Raw genomic sequence first — 23,479 nt, 5'->3', positions numbered from 1 at the left:
ATCGCTTACTGTATTGCGGATCATCGGTTACTTCGCCCCGGTATTTTTTGCTGCTCTTCATCATAACGTCGGGGCTTTCACCTCTGTATATTGCTGGGTGATTTATGAAACTATTAAGCTTTCGCGTTAATGATAAAAACAAATATGGCCTGGCGACCGCTGACGGCGTCATCGATCTGCAGGCGCGGTTTCCTCAATATGGCAGCCTGCTGGAATTTATACCGCATCTTCATCTTGTTGATACTCTGCCGCCGTCTGCGAAACAGGCGAACTATTCTTTCGACGAGATCGCTTTCCTGCCGGTCATTACTGAACCGAAAAAAATTATCTGCGCTGGCGTGAATTATCGCGATAAAAACGCTGCCGGTGACGAGAAGCCCTCTAACCCAGTGCTATTCATCCGCTTTGCGGATTCACAGACCGGGCATCTGGCACCGCTCCTCAAGCCGGAACGCAGCAATCAGTTTGACTATGAAGGCGAAATGGCGCTGGTGATGGGCCGTGGAGGACGCAATATACCAGAGCAGGAGGCGCTGCATTATGTTGCCGGCTACAGCTGCTATATGGATGGCTCCGTGCGCGACTGGCAGCATGCCTGCTTTACCGGCGGCAAAAACTGGCCAGCGACGGGCGGCTTCGGCCCCTGGCTGGTGACCGCGGACGCTATCCCCGACCCGCAAAATCTGAATATTACCACCCGGCTGAATGGCCAGACGGTGCAGCAGGATAATACGGGCAGCATGTTGTATTCAATTGCCGAACTCATTGCGTATATCAGCACCTTCAGCGCGCTCTCTCCGGGAGATGTCATTCTGACCGGCACGCCCGGAGGCATCGGAAAAAAACGTACCCCGCCGCTCTTTATGCAGCCCGGGGACAGGGTGGAAGTCGAGATTGAGCAGATCGGATGCCTGATGAATAGCGTGCGCAGCGATGCCGCGGTAGCGCGATAAGTTATCGTTTGTATCCAAAAACAGGGTGAGAGCGCGTTTGCCCGGCGGCCAGGACTTGCAGGCCATTTAATCATGTAAAGGGTTAATGCCGGACAGGGAGCCGTGGAGGCAATATATGATATTGGTTCAGTTTCTGGTGGTGCTGCTGTTTCTGTACATCGGCATGCGGGTCGGGGGGATCGGCGTGGGGTTTGCCGGCGGCGCCGGCGTGATTGTCCTCAGCGCGCTCGGCGCCACGCCGGGTGATATGCCGATGCTGGTTATCGTATTTATCATGGTGGTGATCGTGGCGATTGCCGCCATGCAGGAGGCCGGCGGTATTGAATACCTTGTTGACCTCACCGAGCGCCTGCTGCGCCGCTATCCGCGATTGTTAGTCATCACCGCGCCGCTTTCCACCTGGCTATTAACCATGATGGCCAGCACCGGGCAGGTCTCTTTTGCCTGTATGCCGGTTATTGTCGGCGTGGCGAAAGAGAACAATATAAAACCCACCCGGGCGCTTGCTCTTTCGGTCGGCGCCTCTTTGCTGGGCATTGTGGCGTCGCCCATTTCTGCGGCGGTGATTTTCTTCTCGGGGATTCTGGAAAAGGGCCATTCTGGCTGGGGCTATATTGAGCTTATTGCGGTATCAATCCCGTCCACCTTTCTGGCGCTGCTGGTCACCTCCGTTTTTTACCTGTGCTGGGACAGGATCCGCCAGCAGGATCGGCTCAATGACAATCCGGTTCAGGTGCAGGCAAGGACTGCGCGGGCGATCCCGCCCTGTGCCGGTCGTTCGGTGCTGATTTTTATCATCGGGTTGGTTGTGGTGCTGGTTTATGCGATTGTCACCAGTCCGAAACTCGGGCTGATTGCCCATCCGGTCATGAGCAGCGGACAGGCGCGGGTAGGGGTGATGATGGGGGTTGCGCTGCTGATTGTGGTGTGCTGCCGGGTTAACGTACACAAGGTCCCGTCCGGCTCGGTGTTTAAAACCGGGATGACCTCCTGCATCTGTATTCTCGGCGTCGCCTGGCTGGGTTCAACCTTTATGGACAGTAATCAACAGTGGTTGCAAAGCGCGGTCTCGTCACACTTGCTGGATTCGCCCATGATGCTGGCCATTATTATTATGGCGGCCTCATGCTTCTTGTATTCTCAGGCGGCCTCCACAAAAATTTTATTCCCCGCCGCGCTGAGTATGGGCGTTGCCCCGGCTATTTTGGTTGCCTGCTTCCCGGCAACGGCTTCTCTTTTTATTCTGCCAAACTATCCGACGCTGCTGGCGGCGGTAGAGCTGGATGATACCGGCTCCACCAGACTGGGCCGACATATTATCGATCACCCTTTTCTGCTGCCTGGCCTGGCATCGGTCCTGCTTTCAATGCTCTTCGCCGCGGGGCTGGCTTATTGGATTCAGTGAATCGCCTGAGGCTTTTACTTTGAATACATCCGAAAACAAAACGGTTCACCGTCGGTGAACCGCTTTTTTCGATATCAGGCTGCAAGATCTTTCATTACCTGAATAAATGCCTGTGAGACAGATTCTTCTTTATGGTGATGCCCATCCTCAATCACCCAGCGTCCGCCAGTCATCACCGCGGTAATGGGATTAGATGAGCAGGCGAAGATCCAGCGGTTGAGCAGCATCTGGTCTTCTGCGCTGGCGATAAAGGGATTCTGGCTATCCAATACGACCAGATCGGCCCGATATCCTACGCTTAGCTGGCCAATGTTTTGGCCCAGCGCTCTGGCGCCGCCTCGTAGCGCCCCTTGATACAGCACGTTACCGACGTGAGGTTCGCCTGGGACGATGAGCCGGTTACGGCGCTGGGCTATCAGGCGCTGCCCGTATTCGAACCAGCGTAAATCCTCGCTGACGCTGACGCTAATGTGGCTGTCGGAACCAATTCCCCAGACGCCGTTATGCTCCAGATATTGTGGGCCAGGGAATATGCCATCGCCGAGATTGGCTTCGGTGGTCAGGCACAGGCCGGCCACCGCACCGGATGTGGCGATCTTCATCGTTTCCTGAGGCGTCAGATGAGTGGCGTGGATCAGGCACCAGCGCGAATCCACGGGGAGATGGTTGTACAGCCACTCCACCGGGCGTTCGCCGGACCAGGCCAGGCAGTCATCCACCTCTTTTTGCTGTTCAGCAATATGAATATGAATCGGCTGCTGGCCAGGATGGCAGTCCAGAATGGCGCCAATCTGCTCCGGCGTAACGGCCCGTAATGAGTGGAAGCACAGACCGGTGCGCTGCATTGGCTCGCCGGCCAGCCGCGATGTGAGCGACTCGTACATTGTCAGGTAGCTGTCGCTATCGTTGATAAAGCGGCGCTGTCCAACGGAGGGCGGCTGCGCGCCAAACCCGGCGTAACTGTACAGGACGGGCAGCAGCGTCAGGCCGATGCCGGTATGTTTCGCCGCGCTGGCGATACGCAGCGCTAATTCCGTCCGCTCTTCATAAGGCGCGCCGCTGCTGCTGTGATGCAGATAGTGGAATTCGGCGACCGAGGTGTACCCGGCTTTGAGCATTTCGATGTACAGATAGCTGGCGATGGTTTCCAGCTGTTCTGGCGTAATTTTATCTACCAGCCTGTACATCAGATCCCGCCAGGTCCAGAAGCTATCCGACGGGTTTCCCGCCACCTCCGTTAACCCGGCCATCGCCCGCTGGAAGGCATGGGAGTGCAGGTTCGGCATACCCGGCACGACGACCCCTTTGATGCGCGTCGCCTGCGGATTCGGCGCTGCGTTCTTTTCCAGCGCGGTTATGATGCCTTCTTCGGACACGGTTATGCCGACATTATTTGCCCAGCCATCAGGCAACAGCGCTTTTTCTGCCAACCAGACTGCCATTTTACCACCTTATTATCAGTGCTAATGTATATACATGTACATATATATACATCTAACAGGTCATAGAGTAAACTGACAACGTCAGCATATGAGGAATGGTTAATGGCGCGTAACGACCTGTCAAATTCGGATTCCATGGATGAGTTACTTGAACATCCCGCCCCCTTTTATGAAAGGGTAAAGGCCATGATCAAAACCAAGATCCACAGCGGGGCATGGCCCGCGAATTACCGTGTTCCTTCTGAAAGCGAACTGGTCACGCTGTTTGGCTATAGCAGAATGACGATTAACCGCGCGTTGCGAGAACTGACCGCGGAGGGCTTGCTGGTGCGGATGCAGGGGGTCGGTACTTTTGTCGCCGAAATTCGCGGCCAGTCGGCGCTGCTGGACATTAACAATATCGCTGACGAAATCGCCAGCCGTGGCCATCGCCACCACGCCAGAGTCTTCAGACTGACGGAAATCGAAGCCGATGCCCAGCAGGCGTTCAGCTTTGGCATGCAGCAGGGTTGCGGTCTGTACCATTCGCTGATTTGCCATTATGAAAATGGCGTACCGGTTATGCTGGAAGACCGACTGGTGAATATGCAGGTTGTGCCGGACTACCTGCAGCAGGATTTTACACGTATCACGCCGAACGCCTATCTCTCCTCAATTGCGCCGATTGTTGAAGGCGAACACGTTATTGAAGCGGTCAACGTCACGCGGGCCGAGTGTGTTTACCTGGAAATTGATGAACATACGCCTTGTCTGCTGGTCAATCGTCGGACGTGGACCGGCCGTCAGGAGAAGAAAATCGTCACCAGCGTGCGCCTGGTCTATCCCGGTCCGCGTTACCGCCTGGAAGGGAGCATGCGCAAATGATCCGTCTGCTCCCTGCCGGGTTGTATACGGAAATGCCCTGGAAAAACGGCCAGGGCGTGACGCGCGAAGTGGCCCGCTATCCGGAAGCGGGGGAATATGACTGGCGTATTTCCCTGGCGACCATTCGCCAGCCTGGTCCGTTCTCCGCATTTCCCGGCTACCTGCGCAATATCAGCGTGCTGGAAGGCGGCGGGATGTACCTGACAATCGATGGGCAGCGCAGCTCATTGATTGCGCCTTTCCAGGCGCTGGGGTTTAACGGCGCGAGCGGCGTATCCTGTGAGATTGTCGGCGGCCCGCTGCTGGATTTTAATGTGATTTACCGGGAAGCCGCTCTGCGGGCGACGGTGAGCTGGTGCGGGGCGGGGACGTGGTCGCATCAGGGCGGACTGCGGATATTGTTTAATGCCGGGCCCGCGTTGCGGGTGAGCATCGGCGACCAACGCTATTTACTGGAACATTACGACAGTCTGCTGGTGGATGAAGCGGTAGCGCTGGTTATCCAGGACTCTCCGGGCGCGCGTCTGGCCCGCATCACGCTGGTTCCCCTTTAATCACGCCGCAGGTTCCTCCTGCGGCGCCTGTTGTCACTCCTCTTCGCACAATGCCTGCAGCATCGCGCTGAGTTCGCCCTGATTAATCAGGGCGCGTAGCGCATGTATATCGGGGTAGAGCAGCGTATCTTTATCCCGGAACGGCACCGCCTGACGCACTCTCTCCAGCGTCGCCTCGCTGCCCACGGCGGCACGCAGCGGGCGATGGAACTCCAGCGCCTGACAGGCGCACAGCAGTTCGATGGCGACGATGTCCACGGCGTTTTCTACCGCCTTAAGCGCTTTACGTGCGGCGGCAACCCCCATGCTGACATGATCTTCCTGACCGGCGCAGGTGGATACCGTGTGGATACTGGCCGGGCCGGCCAGACTGCGGTTATCGCCCGCCAGCGCAGCGGCGACGTAGGGTGGGATCATCATCCCGGAGTACCCCGAATCCGGCGAGATAAGAAAGGCCGGCAGCCCGCTGAGATGCGTATTGGTTATTCGGTCGCAACGGGCCTGGGAAGCGGTGCTCAACTGGGCAATCGCAACGGCCAGCGCATCCAGCGCCAGCGCCGTTGGCGCACCGTGACCGTTGCCCCCTGGCATCACGATAAGCCTGTCTTCTTCTACCAGAAACAGCGGATTATCGGTCACCGAATTGAGTTCGATGGTCATAATCTGACGACAGTGGGTCAGCTGGTCGCGCACCGCGCCGTGGATCTGGGGGATACAGCGTAAACTAAGCGCGTCCTGAACCCGGTGGTCGCGATAACGCGCCAGGATCTCGCTGCCTTTCAGCAGGCGGCGCAGGTTTTGCGCGGTTTCCTGCTGTCCGGGATGAGGGCGCAGGGCGTGCAGGCGGGCATCGTAGCCGCGCGTATTGCCCCGCATGGCCTCGAGGCACATCCCGCCCGCCATATCGGCGACGGGGAGCAGACGCTGGAAATCCGCCACGGCCAGGCAGCCCAGCGCGGTGATCTCATAGGTGCCGCCGACCAACGCGTGACCCTCTCTGGGGCCGGGAACATAGGGCGGGATACCTGCCCGCGTCAGCGCCTGTTGCGCCGGCAGCAGTTCTCCCTGATACCAGCATTTGCCCTCGCCGAAGACCGCAAGGCCGATATGGGCGGTGGCAATCAGGTAACCGACGGAGCCGCCGGCGGGTGACCACGGCGTGACCTGACGGTTCAACATATCGGCGATACGCTGCGCCAGCGCCGGGGTAACGCCGCTGTATCCCTGCAGCAGGGATTTTAACGTCACCGCCATCATGGCCCGCACTTCACGCACCGTCAGGTCCGGACCGACTCCGCAGGCGTGGCTGCGCAGCATATTCAGCTGAGTATCCGTCATCCTGTCCGGGGAAAGCCGGGTGGTGACCAGATCGCCGACGCCGGTCGTCAGCCCGTAGATTACCTGGCCTTGTTCAATGGCGCGCTGGATACGGCTGCTGACCCGCGCCATATTATCCAGCGCGGCCTTCTCCAGCGCGATCGGCGCGCCGTCGGCAATCCGCACTATCTCATCCACAGTACCCGGTGCCTGCCCGAGGGTAATGCTGCCGTTCAGAGGAGTTGTCATGTCTGCGACCTTATTGGCTAAATCCGTGTTTTACCAGCCACTGATGCGCGATATCGTCGATGCTGACAAATTCGGCAATTTGCTCGTTCATGTCGATCAGATCTTCAGTCGTTAGCTGAGCAGAGACTTTGTTCAGCGTGGTGGTCACGGCGTCATTCAGCGCTTCACTGGCGACGATTGGCACAATATTTTGCGCCGCGAACAGATGTTTTGTGTCTTCCAGCACGACAAGGCTATCTTTTTTGATTGCTGGCGAGGTTGAAAGCAGATCGGCGACCTGGACCTGGTTATTTTTCATGGCGCTGAGCGTCAGCGGCCCGCCGACGTCCAGCACTTTAAAACTCTTAAAGTTCAGCCCGTACACGTCGCGCAGGCCGGAGAGCCCCTCATGGCGGGTTTTCCATTCCGCCGGGCCGCCCAGCACCAGCTGGCTGGCAACAGGCTGTAAATCGGCGATGGTTTTCAGTTTATATTTATCGGCGGTTTTCTGCGTCACGGCCAGAACGTCGATATCCTGAGCCTGGGAGATCTGCAACATTTTAACTTTCTCCGGCAGCTTAGCGGCCAGCTCTCTGGCGACGTCCTCACTACCGTGTGCCGCATTTTTCGCATCCAGATAGCTCAACAGCGCGCCGCTGTATTCCGGGATCAGCGTGATGGAACCGTCCAGCAGCGCCGGGATATACACTTCGCGGCTGCCGATGTTCAGCTTTTTCTCCACCGGGATATTTTGCGCTTCTAACGCACCCGCATAAATGGTGCCCAGCAGTTGGCTTTCCGGGAAGTCTGCAGAACCGACAATGACTTTCGGCGCGGCCCAGGCCGATGAGGTCGCCGACAGCAGCAGCGCTGAACACAGCGTCAAAATACGTTTTTTCATATTCATTGAGGTATCCTTTTGAGCAGTGGAATGAGGTTATGGGTTTTTAATACGCCGGGTAATACCGGGTGAAACGACTATTTTTTGCGAGAAAGAGAACAAGCAGTCGATCAGTAAAGCCAGTAGCGCCACCAGCATGGCGCCGGCGATCATCTGGCTGAAATCGTTCGCCGCGCGTCCGTCAATAATCAGACGTCCGAATCCCCCCAGCGAGACATAGGCTGCGATGGTGGCGGTGGAAATAATCTGCAACGTGGCGCTGCGCACGCCGGAGAGGATCAGCGGAAGCGCGCAGGGCAACTCCACCTGTAGCAGGATCTGCAGCCGCGTCATCCCCATGCCGCGAGCGGCATCAAGGACATAGGGATCGAGCGCGCGAATACCCGCATGCACACCCAGCGCAATCGGCGGGAGCGCCAGCGCCACCAGCACCAGAATACAGGGCAGAATAAAGGCCATATCGGACTCAAACTCGCCGGAAAGTAAAATCACCAGCAGAATAATCAGCCCAAATGAGGGCAGGGAGCGCAGGGCGTTGGTGGTACCGATGAGCAGGCCTTCCCCTTTACCGGTATGGCCGGTGTAGCAGCCGACGGGAAACGCGATGATAAAGGCGATCGCCAGAGCGACAGCGCTATAGCTGATGTGCTGCGCCAGAAGGGGGAAAATGCCGCCCTCACCAAACCAGTGGATGGGATCCATAAACCAGGTAAGCATAATTATCCTCTCTGAGGTTGCCAGCGGCTGAGTTGACGAGTGGCGTAAACCACCAGCATATCCAGCAGCAGCGCCAGAATGATGCTGAGCGCGATCCCGGCGATGATGGGCGTCAGAAATTGCAGCTGGAAGCCCAGGGTAAACAGCGAGCCGAGCTGCGGTGCGCCAATTAATGCCGCGACGGAAACGATACTGACGTTAGACACCACGGCAACGCGCAGGCCGGAACCAATCACCGGCACGGCCAGCGGCAGGTCGATCTGGAAAAACTGCTGAGCGGGTTTATACCCGAGCGCTGCCGCGGACTGACGGGTATCGGCCGATACGGAGTCCAGCCCGTCGCAGACGGTGCGAACCAGTAGCGCAAAGCTGTAGATGGTCAGTGCGACCACAACATTAATGGGGTCCAGAATCTGCGTGTGGAGCAGCGGGGGCAGCAGCACAAACAGCGCCAGTGACGGAATGGTATAGAGTAGGCCAAACAGGTTAACGATCGCCGACTTGACCGATGGCAGGTGGTGAATGCCCCAGCCGACAGGGATCGCCAGAATTAACCCTATCACTACCGGCACAATTGCGAGATAGCTGTGCCAGAGAAACAGGTTGAAGATTTTATCGCTCTGCGCCCATAGCCAATCGAATCTCATGCTCCCTCCTGGCGCGTGGATTTACACATGTCGAGTACTTGATCGAGGTGGATGGTCCCCAGCGGGATTTGCCGTTCATCGACGATCACGGCCCGATGGTTGGGCGAGCTCAGCGCAGCGTCCAGCAAATGGCGCAACGGGCTCCCCTGCTGGTGGAACGTCGCCCCCAGATTGATGTTGTCGTGGGTAATCGCTGTTGCCGGCTGATGGGTGTCGAACCAGCCAAACGCTTTGCCGTTTTGGGTAACCAGCAGCCAGCGGTCGATGGCCATCTCTTTGGCCTGCTCGAAGGAACAGTCCAGCTCGGCATAGGGCTCGTCGCGTAACCCGGTTTCTGTGTCGGCGGCGTGGAAACTCAGTTTGCGATAGCCTCTGTCTTTGCCGATAAAGTCCGCCACAAAGGCGTTTTGCGGCGTATTGAGCAGTTTGCCTGGGGAGGCCATCTGCGCCAGCTTGCCGCCAGGTTTAAGTACCGCGACCAGGTCGCCGAGCTTCATGGCTTCATCAATATCGTGAGTGACCATAATGATGGTTTTGCTCACCTCTTTCTGAATACGCAAAAACTCTTCCTGCAGCTGTTCGCGGACCACCGGGTCGACCGCGCTGAACGGTTCGTCCATCAACATAAACTCCGGGTCTGCCGCCAGGGCGCGGGCAACGCCCACGCGCTGCTGCTGGCCTCCGGAAAGCTGCCAGGGGAAGCGTTTGGCGATTTGCGGATCCAGACCGACGACTTCCAGTAATTCCCCGGCTCTGGCTCTGGCTTTACTTTTGGCGGCGCCGTTGAGAATCGCGGTGGTGGCAATGTTATCGATAATGTTTTTGTGGGGGAATAAACCTGCATTTTGAATGACATAGCCAATACGGCGGCGCAGTTGCACGATATCCATTTGCTCGGTGGCTTCGCCGTTAAGCAGGATCCGGCCCGATGACGGTTCCACTAACCGGTTAATCATCCGCAATGAGGTGGTTTTTCCACAGCCCGAAGGGCCGACAAATACCGTAATTTTGCCCCCCGGCGCTACCAGGCTAAGGCCATCTACTACGACCGAACCGTTGTCGTAGTGCTTAGTCACATTCTGGAAGGTAATCATCTTCACGCCTCTGATTGTTGTGTGTGGTGTTCCCGAATACAGGGGAGTCACGCGACAAAATGCTGCTATGTATAATCTTGTATGTACAACTAGCAAAACTTGTGCCACTGCCAGAGGGGTATGCAATGAAATGGTTATTTAGTGATTTTAAAACAATTGATTAGGGTGTGTTTGCGTTATCTGGTACTGCTGTCTATGGCGAGATAAGAAGTCATGACGAGGTAGAAAATGCACTGGTGTTATCTTTTTGTGATGTTTTGGTGCACAAAAATAAGGCGAAGAGCTGTATTTTTGCACCATAATGGCCCATTATCACGGTGTGTTCACGAGTGTATAGCGCAGTATGTCCTTCTGTTTTTATGTTAATTTGTTGAATTTTATTGATTTTATAAATTAATTTCTAACCTGGCATCCAATATGCTTATCATGTATATACAATTAAAATGCAAATAACAAAACTAACAATTAATTAACATATGACAGGTAACGGATAAGAAGGTAAAGCGCATGAGTAAACAAGCAACCCGTTTTCGCGATGTTGAAATCAGAGCCCCGCGAGGCACTAAGCTGAACGCAAAAAGTTGGTTCACAGAGGCGCCGCTGCGCATGCTGATGAACAACCTGGATCCTGATGTCGCCGAAAATCCAAAAGAGCTGGTGGTGTACGGCGGTATTGGCCGGGCGGCCCGCAACTGGGAATGCTACGACAAGATCGTTGAGACCCTGAAGCAGCTCAATGATGATGAAACGCTGTTGATCCAGTCCGGTAAACCGGTGGGGGTTTTCAAAACCCACGACAACGCCCCGCGGGTGCTGATCGCCAACTCCAACCTCGTACCGCACTGGGCAAACTGGGAGCACTTCAACGAGCTTGATGCACAAGGTCTGGCGATGTACGGGCAAATGACGGCCGGCTCATGGATCTACATCGGCAGCCAGGGCATTGTTCAGGGCACTTACGAAACGTTTGTGGAAGCCGGGCGCCAGCACTATAACGGTAGCCTGCGCGGACGCTGGGTGCTGACTGCGGGTCTGGGGGGCATGGGCGGCGCTCAGCCGCTGGCCGCAACCCTGGCGGGAGCCTGTTCGCTGAATATTGAATGCCAGCAGTCGCGTATCGACTTCCGTCTGCGTACCGGCTATGTCGATGAGCAGGCGAGCGACCTGGATGACGCCCTGGCCCGCATCGCCCGCTATACCGCAAAAGGAGAAGCGGTATCCATCGCGCTGCATGGCAACGCGGCGGAAATTTTACCGGAGCTGGTAAGACGCGGCGTGCGCCCGGATATGGTGACCGACCAGACCAGCGCACACGATCCCCTCAACGGTTATCTGCCGCTGGGCATGAGCTGGGAAGACTACCGCGCTCGCGCGCAGTCCCACCCGGTGGAGACGATCCACGCGGCGAAAGCCTCAATGGCCGAACACGTTAAAGCCATGCTCGCCTTCAGGCAGCAGGGCATTCCCACCTTCGATTACGGCAACAACATCCGCCAGATGGCGAAAGAGATGGGGGTGGAAAACGCTTTTGACTTCCCAGGCTTTGTTCCCGCCTATATTCGTCCGCTGTTTTGCCGGGGAATTGGCCCATTCCGCTGGGCGGCGCTTTCCGGCGATCCGCAGGATATCTACCGCACCGACGCGAAAGTTAAAGCGCTGATACCCGATGACGAACACCTTCACCACTGGCTGGATATGGCCAGAGAGCGCATCAGCTTCCAGGGGCTGCCGGCCCGGATCTGCTGGGTCGGCCTGGGACAGCGCGCCCGGCTGGGCCTGGCGTTTAACGAAATGGTCCGCAGCGGCGAGCTGTCGGCACCGATCGTGATCGGCCGCGATCATCTTGACTCCGGCTCCGTTGCCAGCCCTAACCGCGAAACGGAAGCGATGCAGGACGGCTCCGACGCGGTCTCCGACTGGCCGTTGCTGAACGCGCTGCTGAATACCGCCAGTGGCGCGACCTGGGTTTCCCTGCACCATGGCGGCGGCGTAGGGATGGGCTTCTCCCAGCACTCCGGCGTCGTCATTGTATGCGACGGCAGCGATGAAGCGGCGGAGCGCATCGCCCGGGTGCTGAGCAACGACCCGGCCACCGGTGTGATGCGCCATGCGGATGCGGGTTATGACATCGCGATTGAATGCGCCAGAGAGCAAGGACTCAACTTGCCAATGATTGCGGACTAATTTCTCCGGCGAAGGGGGCAATGTATCCCCTTCGCCTCACCGGAGTGCTGCCATGAATAATAACAACACAACATACATCGAAACACGTTCTATTGAACCCATCCCTGACGGTGAACGCCACGGTAGCATTTTTAGCCAGTTCACCCTGTGGCTGGGGGCTAACCTGCAAATCACCGCCATGGTCACTGGCGCATTAACTATTGTATTCGGCGGGGATGTTTTCTGGTCGCTGGCCGGTCTTATGCTGGGGCAGATTGCCGGTGGGATTGTGATGGCATTGCATGCCGCGCAAGGGCCGCAGCTGGGGATACCACAGATGATCAGCAGCCGGGTACAGTTCGGCGTCTACGGCGCCTGCCTGCCGATTCTGCTGGTCTGCCTGATGTACCTTGGCTTTATCGCCACCGGGGCGGTGCTGTCCGGCCAGGCGATCTCAGCGGTTTTCCATACTACGGAAACCAGCGGCATTCTGCTTTTTGCTGCCGCCACGCTGGTTATCGCCTATGTCGGCTATCGTTTGATCCACCTGTTGGGTAAGCTGGCGAGCCTGGTGGGGATTATCGCGTTTATCTACCTGCTGTGGAAAATCAGTTCCTTTCCGGCTATTGGCGACCTGCTGAGTATCCGACCCTTTAGCTGGAGTACGTTTTTAACCGCCACCGGCCTTGCGGCTTCCTGGCAGATCACCTTTGGCCCCTATGTTGCCGATTATTCCCGCTATCTACCACGCAGCACCTCTCCCGGGAAGGTCTTTTTCGCCGTCGGGAGCGGTTCGGTGATTGGCGCGCAAATCGCCATGACCGTCGGGGTGCTGGCTGCCGCTCTCTCTCAGGGAAAACTGGTCGGTCATGAGGTGGACTATATCGTCGGCCTGGGCGGCACCGGCGCGATTGCCACGCTGTTATATCTGAGCATCGCGTTTGGTAAACTGACGATCAATACCCTGAATGCCTACGGCAGCCTGATGTGCCTGGCGACGGTGTACAGCTGCGGGAAGCAGCGAGTGCGCGTAAGCCAGTCGGTACGTCTGCTGGTGCTGGCGATGATTATTACCCTGGCGACCGCTATCGCGATTATCGGGCAACACTCTTTCCTGTCGGCTTTTAAATCCTTCCTTTTGTTCCTGTTGACTTTCTTTACACCGTGGAGCGCGATTAACCTGGTGGATTACTATTTCTTCAACCATCAGGCGATAGACATGGAGGCGCTGAACGATCCGAACGGGAAATATCGGGCGTGGAATGTGACGGGGCTCGGGGTTTATCTCGTTGGAGTGGCGGTACAGACGCCGTTTATTGATAGTGGATTCTATTCCGGCCCATTCGTGAAGATGCTGGGCGGTATCGATATCTCCTGGCTTATTGGGCTGGCGCTACCGGCGGGGCTCTACTATGTCCTGCGCAAAGCGCAGTCCGCAGCGGCGGCTGGCGCCGCCATCAGTCGTTAAAGGAGAGCGCCATGTATACCCTTTGGCACAACTGCCGGATCGCCACCATGGCCGCAGGGCATTATCAGTTGCTTGACGATGGCGCGATGCTGACCGACGGCGCAGTGCTGTTATGGGTCGGGAACCGGGCAGAATTGCCGGACTTACCCGTTGCGCAGCGGGTGGATTTGCAGGGCAGAGTGGTCACGCCGGGACTGGTGGATTGTCATAGCCACGCGGTGTTTGGCGGCGACCGGGCCCGGGAATTTGAAATGCGTCTCAAGGGGGCGAGCTATGCGGAGATCGCGGCTGGCGGCGGCGGGATCGCCAGTACAGTCAACGCCACGCGACAGGCCAGCGAAAGCCAGTTGCTGGAGAGCGCGCGGCAGCGTATCCGGGAGCTGTGCCGGGACGGCGTAACGGCGCTGGAGATCAAATCCGGCTACGGCCTGGATCTGGCTAACGAACGTAAAATGCTGCGGGCGATCCGCCGTTTAGGCGACATATTGCCGCTGACCGTGCGCAGTACCTGCCTGGCGGCCCATGCGGTGCCCGTCGAGTATCAGGAGCGGGCGGATGCCTGGATTGACTATATTTGCGAACGACTGCTGCCGGAACTGCATCAGGAAGGGCTGGTGGATGCGGTGGATGCGTTCTGCGAACACCTGGCATTTTCGCCCTCGCAAGTGGAGCGGGTCTTTCAGAAGGCCCGGGAACTGGGGCTGCCAGTGAAGCTCCATGCTGAACAGCTAACGCTACAGCATGGGGCGGCGTTGGCCGCTCGCTACCATGCGCTGTCGGCGGATCATCTGGAATATTTGTGCGAAGAAGATATCGCCGCAATGGCACGCCATGGGACGGTGGCGGTGCTGCTGCCGGGCGCCTATTACTTCCTGCGTGAGAAACAGCTACCGCCGCTGGATCTGCTGCGTCAGTACCGGGTGCCGATTGCCCTCGCCAGCGATTTAAATCCCGGCACCTCGCCGGTGTTGTCCCTGCGTCTGATGATGAATATGGCCTGTACGCTATTCCGCATGACGCCGGAAGAGGCGTTGGCTGGCGTGACGCTTAACGGCGCGAAGGCGCTGGGGCTGGATACCGTTTGTGGTTCTCTGGAAGCCGGAAAAGAGGCCAGCTTCGTGGCGTGGGATATCGCTTATCCGGCGGAGCTAAGCTACTGGCTGGGAGGCTCCCTTTCGAAACAGGTGATTTATCAAGGTAAGGAGGTTTATTGTGATTAAGGCGTTTGATTTGCAGCAGGGGAACCTGCCGCTGCTGGTCAGTATGCCCCACCCGGGAACGTTATTAACCCCCGAAGTCGCCCAGGGGCTCACGCCGAGGGCGAAGCGTCTGGAAGATACCGACTGGCATATTCCCTTGCTCTATCAGACCATCGCGGACATGGGGGCCAGCACGTTATGCGCCCGCTATTCCCGCTATGTGGTGGATATCAATCGCCCGGCGGATGATAAACCGCTTTACAGCACGGCGACAACCGGGCTGTTTACCGATATCTTTTTTGACGGCGAAGCCCTGTTCGTGCCGGGCGGTGCGCCTGACGCGGCGGCGAAGGACTCGATACTAAAACAGGTCTGGCAGCCTTATCACCAGGCGCTTGCCGCTGAACTGGCACGCCTGCGTGAGAAATTTGGCTATGCGCTGTTGTGGGATGCGCACTCGATCAAGTCCGTGGTGCCGCGCTTGTTTGAAGGGCGCCTGCCGGATCTGAACTTTGGTACGGCGGACGGCGCCAGCTGTTCGACGCAGCTCAGCCAGGCGCTGCTGGCAAGCTGCAATGCGTTCCCGCAGTATAGCCGGATACTCAATGGCCGCTTTAAGGGCGGATATATCACCCGTCACTATGGCGATCCCGTCAACCATATTCATGCTGTTCAGCTAGAAATGGCCCAGTGCTGCTATATGGATGAGGAGAGTTTTGCTTATCTTCCGGAGAAAGGGCAGCAGGCGCAACAACTGCTGGAGAGGTTGATTAATACTGCGTTGCAGTGGGGACGAGAGCAGTACGGCGAGCCCGGAATGTGAACTCGTATATTGAAAAGCTGAAGACACAGGCATCCAAAAAGTCTGTAAAACAGCCGAAGGCGATAAGAAAGGTCAAATAAAGCGACGCCTTACCGCCTGCCTGGCTTCTTCTGAAGAGAGGGGGAATGCGGGCCGTTAGCGGACCCCCCTTATATCTCCGTCTTTCTGAACTGCCCCCTTCCTTGCGGAAAGGGGCTTTTCACAATACCAGGACTGAGCGGGATTCATGAACCGTCTTCTGCGGGACGTGAGGCGGTCCCACTTGCTTTCCTCATCGCCTGGCTGTACTGCCAGGTGGAAACAGAAAACCAAGAATCTTCGGTTGATTCAACTTCTGTTGGGTCATAAGAATCTGGAAAGCACAGTCCGTTATCTGGGCATTGAAGTCGATGATGCGTTAGAGATTTCTGAATCGATAGAGGTCTAAGGTTGTCAGGGCTGCAACAGCAGCTCTGTGCCAGAAGCGGACGTTTATCCTACCTTAAAATCTAAAAATGTGTGGTTAGGTCGAACTGATTAACAACCTAACCATGTCGTAAAAGTTAATTAAATAAGGACAAAAACCATTTTTCCATTCTTGCTTTTATGTACTTATGGCAAACAGCTAAATCTATCCCTGTAACGCTGCTTATCAATCCGAATATTAAGGTAATGACTATGGTAAGCCCGACTAGATTACCTTTAAATAGTTCGCTTTTGAACAAAGCTGGCTGCATTTCATCAGGAATACCTTTCACAGCTGCCAGACAAAGAGCGAAAACAAGCAATCCACTGAAAAACCAGGCTATTGATCCAGCCAGAAACGCACTCACCTTACGTATTTTGCGCTCTAGAGATTCAATTCTTACCTCCGCAACTTGTTTTTCCTGACTAATGGCCTGAAGTTGCGTAGATGCTTCTTGACGTACAGTCTCAATTTCAGAGCGACTGCGGTCTTCAAGTTCTGCCATATCACTTTGATGTTTTTCCTCATGTTTTCTCTTGATAGTATTAACAACGTCGAAAACATCTTCCTCGGAAAAATCTTCTCCTACATCAACAGAAACATCATGGACAAGTCGGAGAAGATCACTATCCCAGCGGATTTGAAGAAATTCATCCTGAGTAATATCTCCGCGTTTTTCAAGTTTCTCAAGACGACCGATGAAAGCTTCCCAGAAGCGATCATCGGTATACAATAAGCTGTAGGCTGTTGAAAGAAGCTGCTCTTGAGGCAGCCGAGCATAAATGTCCGGTTTTTTTAGCCAGAACATGGCTGTCATCCATTGTTCTGAAACGACCACAGGAATAGCCTGGCGGTTAGTTTCATGTCGGAAAAAATCATTAGCCTCCTTGACTAGGCCAGTATTGGGGGTGACAAAAACACTAAAAGACTGACTGAGGTTATTAATTATTTTACCTTCCCGCATATTGTGTACACGGGAAATGCAAACAGTATCGTGCTCTAGATTTTTATCTCGCCGAAAAGCTCTACCAATAGCACTTTGCAGTTTTGCTTCATCACATTGATACATTGCCTTAGGACTAAAACCGAGCTTAATATCGATACCAAGTTTAGAGATGTTACTTTCTAAAAGCTTAAGATCAGTATCAATACGTTCTGCGTCATAACCTTGCGCCCTCAACCATTCTAACGTTTTCGTATTAAAACGTTCATAACGTTTCCGTGAAATGTCATTTTTCCAGGCGTAAAGCAGACCCTCGATTTCACTAAGCGTGCGGTCAAAAATAACAATTTCAATTCCTAGTGATTTCAAAAGGTTCAAAAAGTCTGTATATGCTTCTTTGGCTTGGCGTCCGCTGTATCCTAGCATTCCTATGACTATAGGAGAGTCAAGGTAAACGGTAATTCCTTTATAGGATTTCTTGTCTGTAGCTTTATCCGCATAAAATAGATAATTAGCTAGTAACATTCCTTTGACACACCGACTGAAATGCTCAAGCACTCCAGGCTGATTGCGATGAATGTGACTTATAAAAGATGCGATAACATGGTTAGTGTTTTTAATGCGATCAGCAAGTTCCATTCTTTGATAAGCTCTGTGGCTAATCACGCTGCTGACATTCACTTCAATAAACTCGGTAATTAGTTTTTCAGCTTCACTGCCAGAGAGTTTTTTCGAAAAGTTGGTCTCCGTAAAACGGATAAATTCTTGTTTGAGACTTGCAAGGGATGTTTCCACATCTTCTTTTTTATGCTCGAAGCCATTTTTCCATTCAGTTATTTTATCGTGAACAGGAATAAAAGCATAATTTTCGCGGATTAGAAGTCCTCTTTTTTTAGCTCGTGTCATCAAGACCTTCACCGCGGCCAATGGAGGCTTAAACCCAAAACTCTGCTGGAGCTTATCCTGTATATCACTCTCATTTATAACTGACTTGCCAATTTCTGATGCAGTTACTGCAATAAAGGGTAGAAACAAATCTATTTCATCTTTTATATCGTCTCGCTTTAGCGTTTCAAGCAAAGCGAGATGAAGCAGCGGACTATTTATTTCAAATTCTGTCATTTTGTTCAACTACCCCAAGAGGTTGGCATAAGAAAAATTTCATTATCCCCTTTTGCATTCAAATCTGCCACTCCCATACATAGTGAAAAATCAGTGAGTTCAGTGTATGCGACAACGTCCGATCTTCGCTCAAAGCTGCCTGTCAATAGCAGGGTATTGGATGCATTTTTTTGTTAGAGATGACCAAGTAAAACGTAAGTGGGTAGTCAAGGGAATGCAAATACCCAACTGGACGACTAAACGTGTTTGAATGTATGTTCTTGTAGGAACATCCTTTCGCCCCATCCGTGCAGGCCGTGAGCTGGCCTGACAACATCCGTAACCAGAAGCCATCAAAGTAGTAATATTGCTCAAAACACAAGATAGAGGGGAGCTTCAAGGTAAGACATGCTGTTAGCATACCCTTGCATTGGGCCACAAACAATCTCACTGTACCTGCCACAATTTTGCCACACTCACAACGCGCAAAAATGCACATTCGTGTTAAAAAACAAAAAATAAACAGTAACCAGATGATTTTACTAGAAAAGATGGTGCCGATAATAGGAGTCGAACCTACGACCTTCGCATTACGAATGCGCTGCTCTACCAACTGAGCTATATCGGCCCTGCAAGACGTGCTGACGAGCGTAAGCACGGGATAGAAGGTTAAAACTAAGTGGGTGATGCGTCAATGCCCTTGCGAATCAAACGGCTACTTTTGCATCACCCAATTAGCATTAAGCACGAATGGTATCGTCGCCGAAACCAATCCACTTATAGGTCGTCAGGGCTTCCAGGCCCATCGGGCCGCGCGCGTGCAGCTTCTGGGTGCTGACCGCCACTTCCGCGCCGAGGCCAAACTGGCCGCCGTCGGTAAAGCGGGTAGAGGCGTTGACGTACACCGCAGAGGAATCCACCTCGTTGATAAAGCGGTTCGCGTTGCCCAGGGTGCGCGTCAGGATGGCGTCAGAATGCTGGGTGCCGTGCTCGCGAATATGCGCTACCGCTTCATCCTGATCGGCCACCACCTTCACGTTCAGATCCAGCGACAGATACTCATTGTCATACTGCTCCGCTTTCACCGGCTCTACCCTGGCCGGGCCGTTTTGCAGCGCGGGCAGGGAGGCCGCATCGGCGTGCAGGCTGACGCCGCTTTCCGCCATCTGCTTGCTCAGCGCGGGCAGGAAGCGTTCGGCGATATCCTGATGCACCAGCAGCGTTTCGACCGAGTTACAGGCGCTCGGGCGCTGCACTTTGGCGTTAACGATAACCTTCAGCGCTTCGGCAACGTCGGCGGAGTGGTCGATATAAATATGGCAGACGCCGATACCGCCGGTGATCACCGGGATCGTCGACTGCTCGCGGCACAGCTTATGCAAACCTGCGCCGCCGCGCGGGATCAGCATATCGATATACTTATCCATCTTCAGCATCTCGCCGACCAGCGCGCGATCCGGGCTCTCAATCGCCTGCACGGTGGCCGCCGGTAAGCCGCACTCCTGCAGCGCCTGCTGAATCACTTTCACCGTGGCGGCGTTGGTGCGCCAGGTCTCTTTACCGCCGCGCAGAATCGCCGCGTTGCCGGTTTTCAGGCACAAAGAGGCGACGTCGACGGTCACGTTCGGACGGGCTTCATAAATTACGCCCACCACGCCCAGCGGCACGCGGCGACGCTCAATGCGCAGGCCGCTGTCCAGCAGACCGCCGTCGATCACCTGACCGACCGGGTCCGCCAGGCTGCAGACCTGACGAACATCGTTAGCAATTCCGCTCAGGCGCGCCGGGTTAAGCGCCAGGCGGTCAAGCAGCGCCTCGCTCAAACCGTTGGCGCGCGCTTCCGCCAGATCCTCAGCGTTAGCCCGCAGGATCGCGTCGGTCTGCGCTTCAAGATAGTCGGCAATCTTTTCCAGCACCCGGTTCTTTTCGCGGCTGGAAAGCTGCGCGAGTTTGTACGAGGCCGCTTTGGCAGCAATGCCCATTTGTTCCAGCATTTTCAGCTCCTTAACGGATAATCATGTCGTCACGGTGGACGGCGACCGGGCCGTATTCATAGCCCAGAATGGCATCGATCTGCTGCGAGTGCTGCCCGGCAATGCGGCGCAGCGCATCGCTGTTATAGCGGCTGACGCCGTGGGCAATATCGCGGCCTTCAAGGCTGCGAATGCGGATCACTTCACCGCGCGAGAAGTTGCCGGTGATGGTTTTAATCCCTTTCGGCAGCAGGGAGCTGCCGCGTTCGAGAATTGCCTGGGTCGCGCCGGCGTCCACGGTAATTTCGCCCGCCGGCGGCGCGCCGAAAATCCAGCGCTTACGGTTTTCCAGCGGCGACTCCTGGGCGTGGAAGCGAGTCCCGACGGAGATGCCCTCCATCACGTCGCCAATCACCCCCGGACGGCTACCGGCGGCGATGATGGTATCGATGCCCGCGCGGCAGGCGACGTCGGCGGCCTGCAGTTTGGTGCCCATACCGCCGGTACCTAAACCGGACACGCTATCGCCCGCGACGGCGCGCAGTGCGTCATCAATGCCGTAAACGTCTTTAATCAGCTCGGCCTGCGGGTTATTGCGCGGGTCGGCGGTGAACAGGCCTTGCTGATCGGTCAGCAGCAGCAGTTTATCGGCGCCGGCGAGAATCGCCGCCAGCGCCGAAAGATTATCGTTATCGCCGACTTTAATCTCGGCGGTCGCCACGGCGTCATTTTCATTAATGACCGGCACGATATTGTTATCCAGCAGCGCGCGCAGGGTATCGCGGGCGTTGAGAAAACGCTCGCGGTCTTCCATATCGGCGCGGGTCAGCAGCATCTGGCCGACGTGAATACCATAAATAGAAAACAGCTGTTCCCACAGCTGGATAAGACGGCTCTGGCCGACCGCCGCCAGCAGCTGTTTCGACGCAATGGTCGCGGGCAGTTCCGGGTAGCCGAGGTGCTCACGTCCGGCGGCGATCGCCCCGGAGGTGACTATCACAATTCGATGACCCATCGCGTGCAGCTGCGCGCACTGGCGCACTAATTCAACGATATGGGCGCGGTTCAGGCGGCGGGATCCGCCCGTTAAAACACTGGTGCCCAGTTTTACCACCAGCGTCTGGCTATCACTCATGATTCTCTGCCGTTCAAAAAGGAGTTTCGATATCGAGTTGATGTTGTAACAGGAGTCAGCCCGCTTGCCAACACCTGGCGTGGTGGACGAACCACTTCATTGCGCGGATCGGGCATTCTGGCGGGGAAGTGTGACACATTCATGACGGAAATAATTTAATACCCTTTTTTAGAAAAAGTTCCATATTGTCATAAATTTTTAATATTAGAGCGTTAAAAAACCTGCAGTTTTTGACGGGGCTTCCGCCCGGAATTGATTAGCGCGTATAAATAAATCACCAGGACTGAATAATGAAAAAGAGCTCACTGGCATTAATGATGATGGGTCTTATTGCTTCTTCGGCTACGCAGGCGGCAGAAGTTTATAATAAAAACGGCAATAAACTGGACGTCTACGGCAAAGTCAAAGCGATGCACTATATGAGCGACTATGACAGCAAAGATGGCGACCAGACCTACGTTCGTTTCGGCATCAAAGGCGAAACGCAGATTAACGACGATCTGACCGGCTACGGCCGCTGGGAATCGGAGTTCTCCGGCAACAAAACTGAAAGCGACTCTTCGCAGAAAACGCGTCTGGCGTTCGCCGGCGTGAAAGTCAAAAACTACGGTTCATTTGACTATGGTCGTAACCTCGGCGCGCTGTACGACGTCGAAGCCTGGACCGATATGTTCCCGGAATTCGGCGGCGACTCTTCCGCGCAGACCGATAACTTTATGACCAAACGCGCCAGCGGCCTGGCAACCTACCGCAATACCGACTTCTTCGGCGTGGTGGATGGCCTGGACCTGACTCTGCAATATCAGGGTAAAAACGAAGGCCGTGAAGCCAAGAAACAGAACGGCGACGGCTTCGGTACCGCCTTAAGCTACGACTTCGGCGGCAGCGACTTCGCCGTCAGCGCGGCCTACACCAGCTCCGATCGCACGAACGATCAGAACCTGCTGGCCCGCGGCACGGGTAAAAAAGCGGAAGCCTGGGCGACCGGCCTGAAATATGACGCCAATAATATCTACCTGGCGACCATGTACTCCGAAACCCGCAAAATGACGCCAATCAGCGGCGGTTTTGCCAATAAAGCGCAGAACTTTGAAGCCGTGGCGCAGTACCAGTTCGATTTCGGCCTGCGTCCGTCCCTGGGCTACGTGCTGTCAAAAGGCAAGGATATTGAGGGCGTGGGGAGCGAAGACCTGGTCAACTACATTGACGTTGGCGTGACCTATTACTTCAACAAAAACATGAACGCCTTTGTGGATTACAAAATCAACCAGCTGAAGAGCGATAATAAGCTCGGGATCAACGATGACGATATCGTCGCTGTCGGTATGACCTACCAGTTCTAAGCCGTCGCCGGTAAAAAACAATAAAGCCGCCGTGGTGACAGGGCGGCTTTATTCTTGCTGATTAACGGTTTTTCGCCAGATGCAGATTATCGTTATTCATCGTGATCTGCGCGTTATATTCCTTCGGCAGGCGGCGCGCCTGATAAAATACCGATTGCCAGTACGGATTATCCAGCGAAGAGCGCATCACGCCCTGGCTGGTGGAGGCATGGAGGAAATTACGGTCGGTATCATAGAAGCCGACGTGCATGCCGCCTTTAATACGGAAGAAAACCAAATCTCCCGGCCGCAGCTGCCGCGGGCTCACGCGTTCTCCCATATGCAGCAGTTCGCGGGTGGTGATGCGCTCCATCGGCAGGTTGAAGCGATCTTTGAGCGTACGCCAGACAAACCCGGAGCAGTCGACCCCGCTTTGCTCCGTCCCGCCCCATTCGTAGGGCGTTCCCTCCCAGGTATGCATCTGATCGTGCAGCGCGGCGATCACCGGGATCAGATCGTCAGAACCTCCGTCGATGGTCGCGTGGCTACTCTGGGCGGCGGTTTTATGCGGTTTCGATGAGGATGAACATCCTGCCAAAAGCAAAAAAGGAACAAATAATAGCGCGTGAGAGAGTCTGGGCTTCATATCATTGTTTTTCGTCACTGAAAACGGGCCGTGATATTTTATAGCCGATTCGCTACGGCCTCAGAATGACCAAAAGCAAAATTTACGAAACCTTACGTAAAAAATATAGGTCGGATACGCGGTGAACATCGGCGGTCTT

At 55.2% G+C, this 23,479-nt stretch carries 19 protein-coding genes and 1 tRNA gene; 9 read left to right on the top strand and 11 right to left on the bottom strand.

The annotated features are described in order from the left end of the window. The first annotated feature begins 104 nt into the window (after window positions 1–104). Together JLG71_RS22340 and JLG71_RS22335 are read left to right on the top strand one after the other, a co-directional pair. Window positions 105–953 (top strand): fumarylacetoacetate hydrolase family protein, encoded by an 849-nt coding sequence (locus JLG71_RS22340; RefSeq protein WP_200913825.1) that lies wholly within the window; start codon window positions 105–107, stop codon window positions 951–953. Between the two features lie 115 nt (window positions 954–1,068). Next, on the top strand, window positions 1,069–2,358 hold the full coding sequence (locus tag JLG71_RS22335) for an anaerobic C4-dicarboxylate transporter family protein (protein ID WP_200913824.1): 1,290 nt from the start codon (window positions 1,069–1,071) through the stop codon (window positions 2,356–2,358). Window positions 2,359–2,432: 74 nt separating this feature from the next. Here the strand turns inward: JLG71_RS22335 and JLG71_RS22330 are convergent, their stop codons facing one another. After that, window positions 2,433–3,800 (bottom strand): formimidoylglutamate deiminase, encoded by a 1,368-nt coding sequence (locus tag JLG71_RS22330; RefSeq protein ID WP_196546913.1) that lies wholly within the window; start codon window positions 3,798–3,800, stop codon window positions 2,433–2,435. A 102-nt stretch (window positions 3,801–3,902) separates the two neighbouring features. Here JLG71_RS22330 and hutC point away from each other — a divergent pair, with 102 nt between their 5' ends. Both hutC and JLG71_RS22320 read left to right on the top strand, forming a co-directional pair. Next, entirely contained in the window at window positions 3,903–4,664 is a 762-nt protein-coding gene (gene hutC / locus JLG71_RS22325) for a histidine utilization repressor (protein WP_004848014.1), read from the top strand. Continuing rightward, window positions 4,661–5,218, top strand: coding sequence for a HutD/Ves family protein (locus JLG71_RS22320; protein WP_200913823.1), 558 nt, complete (start codon window positions 4,661–4,663; stop codon window positions 5,216–5,218). Before hutC ends, JLG71_RS22320 begins: the two co-directional genes overlap by 4 nt. Window positions 5,219–5,251: 33 nt before the next feature. Here the strand turns inward: JLG71_RS22320 and JLG71_RS22315 are convergent, their stop codons facing one another. From JLG71_RS22315 to JLG71_RS22295, 5 genes are read right to left on the bottom strand one after another with little or no spacing between them, the layout of a single operon-like run. After that, window positions 5,252–6,784: an HAL/PAL/TAL family ammonia-lyase gene (locus JLG71_RS22315; RefSeq protein ID WP_064358626.1), complete on the bottom strand. Its 1,533-nt coding sequence runs from the start codon at window positions 6,782–6,784 to the stop codon at window positions 5,252–5,254. Between the two features lie 10 nt (window positions 6,785–6,794). After that, complete coding sequence (locus tag JLG71_RS22310; protein ID WP_200913822.1) at window positions 6,795–7,670, bottom strand: ABC transporter substrate-binding protein; 876 nt, start codon at window positions 7,668–7,670, stop codon at window positions 6,795–6,797. Between the two features lie 30 nt (window positions 7,671–7,700). Then, the gene (locus JLG71_RS22305; RefSeq protein ID WP_014228066.1) at window positions 7,701–8,381 is read right to left on the bottom strand and encodes an ABC transporter permease; all 681 of its coding nucleotides are present in this window, start codon (window positions 8,379–8,381) and stop codon (window positions 7,701–7,703) included. Between the two features lie 2 nt (window positions 8,382–8,383). Then, window positions 8,384–9,028, bottom strand: coding sequence for an ABC transporter permease (locus tag JLG71_RS22300; RefSeq protein ID WP_004848024.1), 645 nt, complete (start codon window positions 9,026–9,028; stop codon window positions 8,384–8,386). Further along, on the bottom strand, window positions 9,025–10,122 hold the full coding sequence (locus JLG71_RS22295) for an ABC transporter ATP-binding protein (RefSeq protein ID WP_116280915.1): 1,098 nt from the start codon (window positions 10,120–10,122) through the stop codon (window positions 9,025–9,027). The genes JLG71_RS22300 and JLG71_RS22295 overlap by 4 nt, the downstream gene beginning before the upstream one ends. Window positions 10,123–10,629: 507 nt before the next feature. On the opposite strand from JLG71_RS22295, the gene hutU reads away from it, so the two are divergent. From hutU to hutG, 4 genes are read left to right on the top strand one after another with little or no spacing between them, the layout of a single operon-like run. After that, complete coding sequence (gene hutU, locus JLG71_RS28480; RefSeq protein WP_227630944.1) at window positions 10,630–12,306, top strand: urocanate hydratase; 1,677 nt, start codon at window positions 10,630–10,632, stop codon at window positions 12,304–12,306. A gap of 52 nt (window positions 12,307–12,358) precedes the next feature. Beyond that, on the top strand, window positions 12,359–13,753 hold the full coding sequence (locus tag JLG71_RS22280) for a purine-cytosine permease family protein (RefSeq protein WP_025107235.1): 1,395 nt from the start codon (window positions 12,359–12,361) through the stop codon (window positions 13,751–13,753). An 11-nt stretch (window positions 13,754–13,764) separates the two neighbouring features. After that, window positions 13,765–14,973 carry an imidazolonepropionase gene (hutI, locus tag JLG71_RS22275; RefSeq protein ID WP_116280913.1) on the top strand — a complete coding sequence of 403 codons (1,209 nt, stop codon included), beginning with the start codon at window positions 13,765–13,767 and terminating at the stop codon, window positions 14,971–14,973. Next, window positions 14,966–15,775 carry an N-formylglutamate deformylase gene (gene hutG / locus JLG71_RS22270; protein WP_116280912.1) on the top strand — a complete coding sequence of 270 codons (810 nt, stop codon included), beginning with the start codon at window positions 14,966–14,968 and terminating at the stop codon, window positions 15,773–15,775. The genes hutI and hutG overlap by 8 nt, the downstream gene beginning before the upstream one ends. 542 nt (window positions 15,776–16,317) lie before the next feature. On the opposite strand, the gene JLG71_RS22265 is transcribed toward hutG, so the two are convergent. From JLG71_RS22265 to proB, 4 genes are all read right to left on the bottom strand, one after another. Then, window positions 16,318–18,285, bottom strand: coding sequence for a hypothetical protein (locus tag JLG71_RS22265; protein WP_116280910.1), 1,968 nt, complete (start codon window positions 18,283–18,285; stop codon window positions 16,318–16,320). A 531-nt stretch (window positions 18,286–18,816) separates the two neighbouring features. Further along, a tRNA-Thr gene (locus tag JLG71_RS22260) sits at window positions 18,817–18,892 on the bottom strand. Between the two features lie 112 nt (window positions 18,893–19,004). Further along, the gene (gene proA / locus JLG71_RS22255) at window positions 19,005–20,258 is read right to left on the bottom strand and encodes a glutamate-5-semialdehyde dehydrogenase (protein WP_116280263.1); all 1,254 of its coding nucleotides are present in this window, start codon (window positions 20,256–20,258) and stop codon (window positions 19,005–19,007) included. Window positions 20,259–20,268: 10 nt separating this feature from the next. Further along, entirely contained in the window at window positions 20,269–21,372 is a 1,104-nt protein-coding gene (gene proB / locus JLG71_RS22250) for a glutamate 5-kinase (protein ID WP_004848066.1), read from the bottom strand. 290 nt (window positions 21,373–21,662) lie between these two features. Here proB and phoE point away from each other — a divergent pair, with 290 nt between their 5' ends. Next, the gene (gene phoE, locus JLG71_RS22245) at window positions 21,663–22,715 is read left to right on the top strand and encodes a phosphoporin PhoE (RefSeq protein WP_004129421.1); all 1,053 of its coding nucleotides are present in this window, start codon (window positions 21,663–21,665) and stop codon (window positions 22,713–22,715) included. A 61-nt stretch (window positions 22,716–22,776) separates the two neighbouring features. Here phoE and JLG71_RS22240 read toward each other — a convergent pair whose 3' ends face one another. After that, window positions 22,777–23,340, bottom strand: coding sequence for a C40 family peptidase (locus tag JLG71_RS22240; protein ID WP_025107227.1), 564 nt, complete (start codon window positions 23,338–23,340; stop codon window positions 22,777–22,779). Window positions 23,341–23,479: the final 139 nt, after the last annotated feature.

This window comes from Klebsiella michiganensis, from assembly GCF_015139575.1.
GTDB lineage: Bacteria > Pseudomonadota > Gammaproteobacteria > Enterobacterales > Enterobacteriaceae > Klebsiella > Klebsiella michiganensis.
Note: the sequence above shows the minus strand (reverse complement) of the source record. Positions and strands in the feature narration are given on the sequence as shown.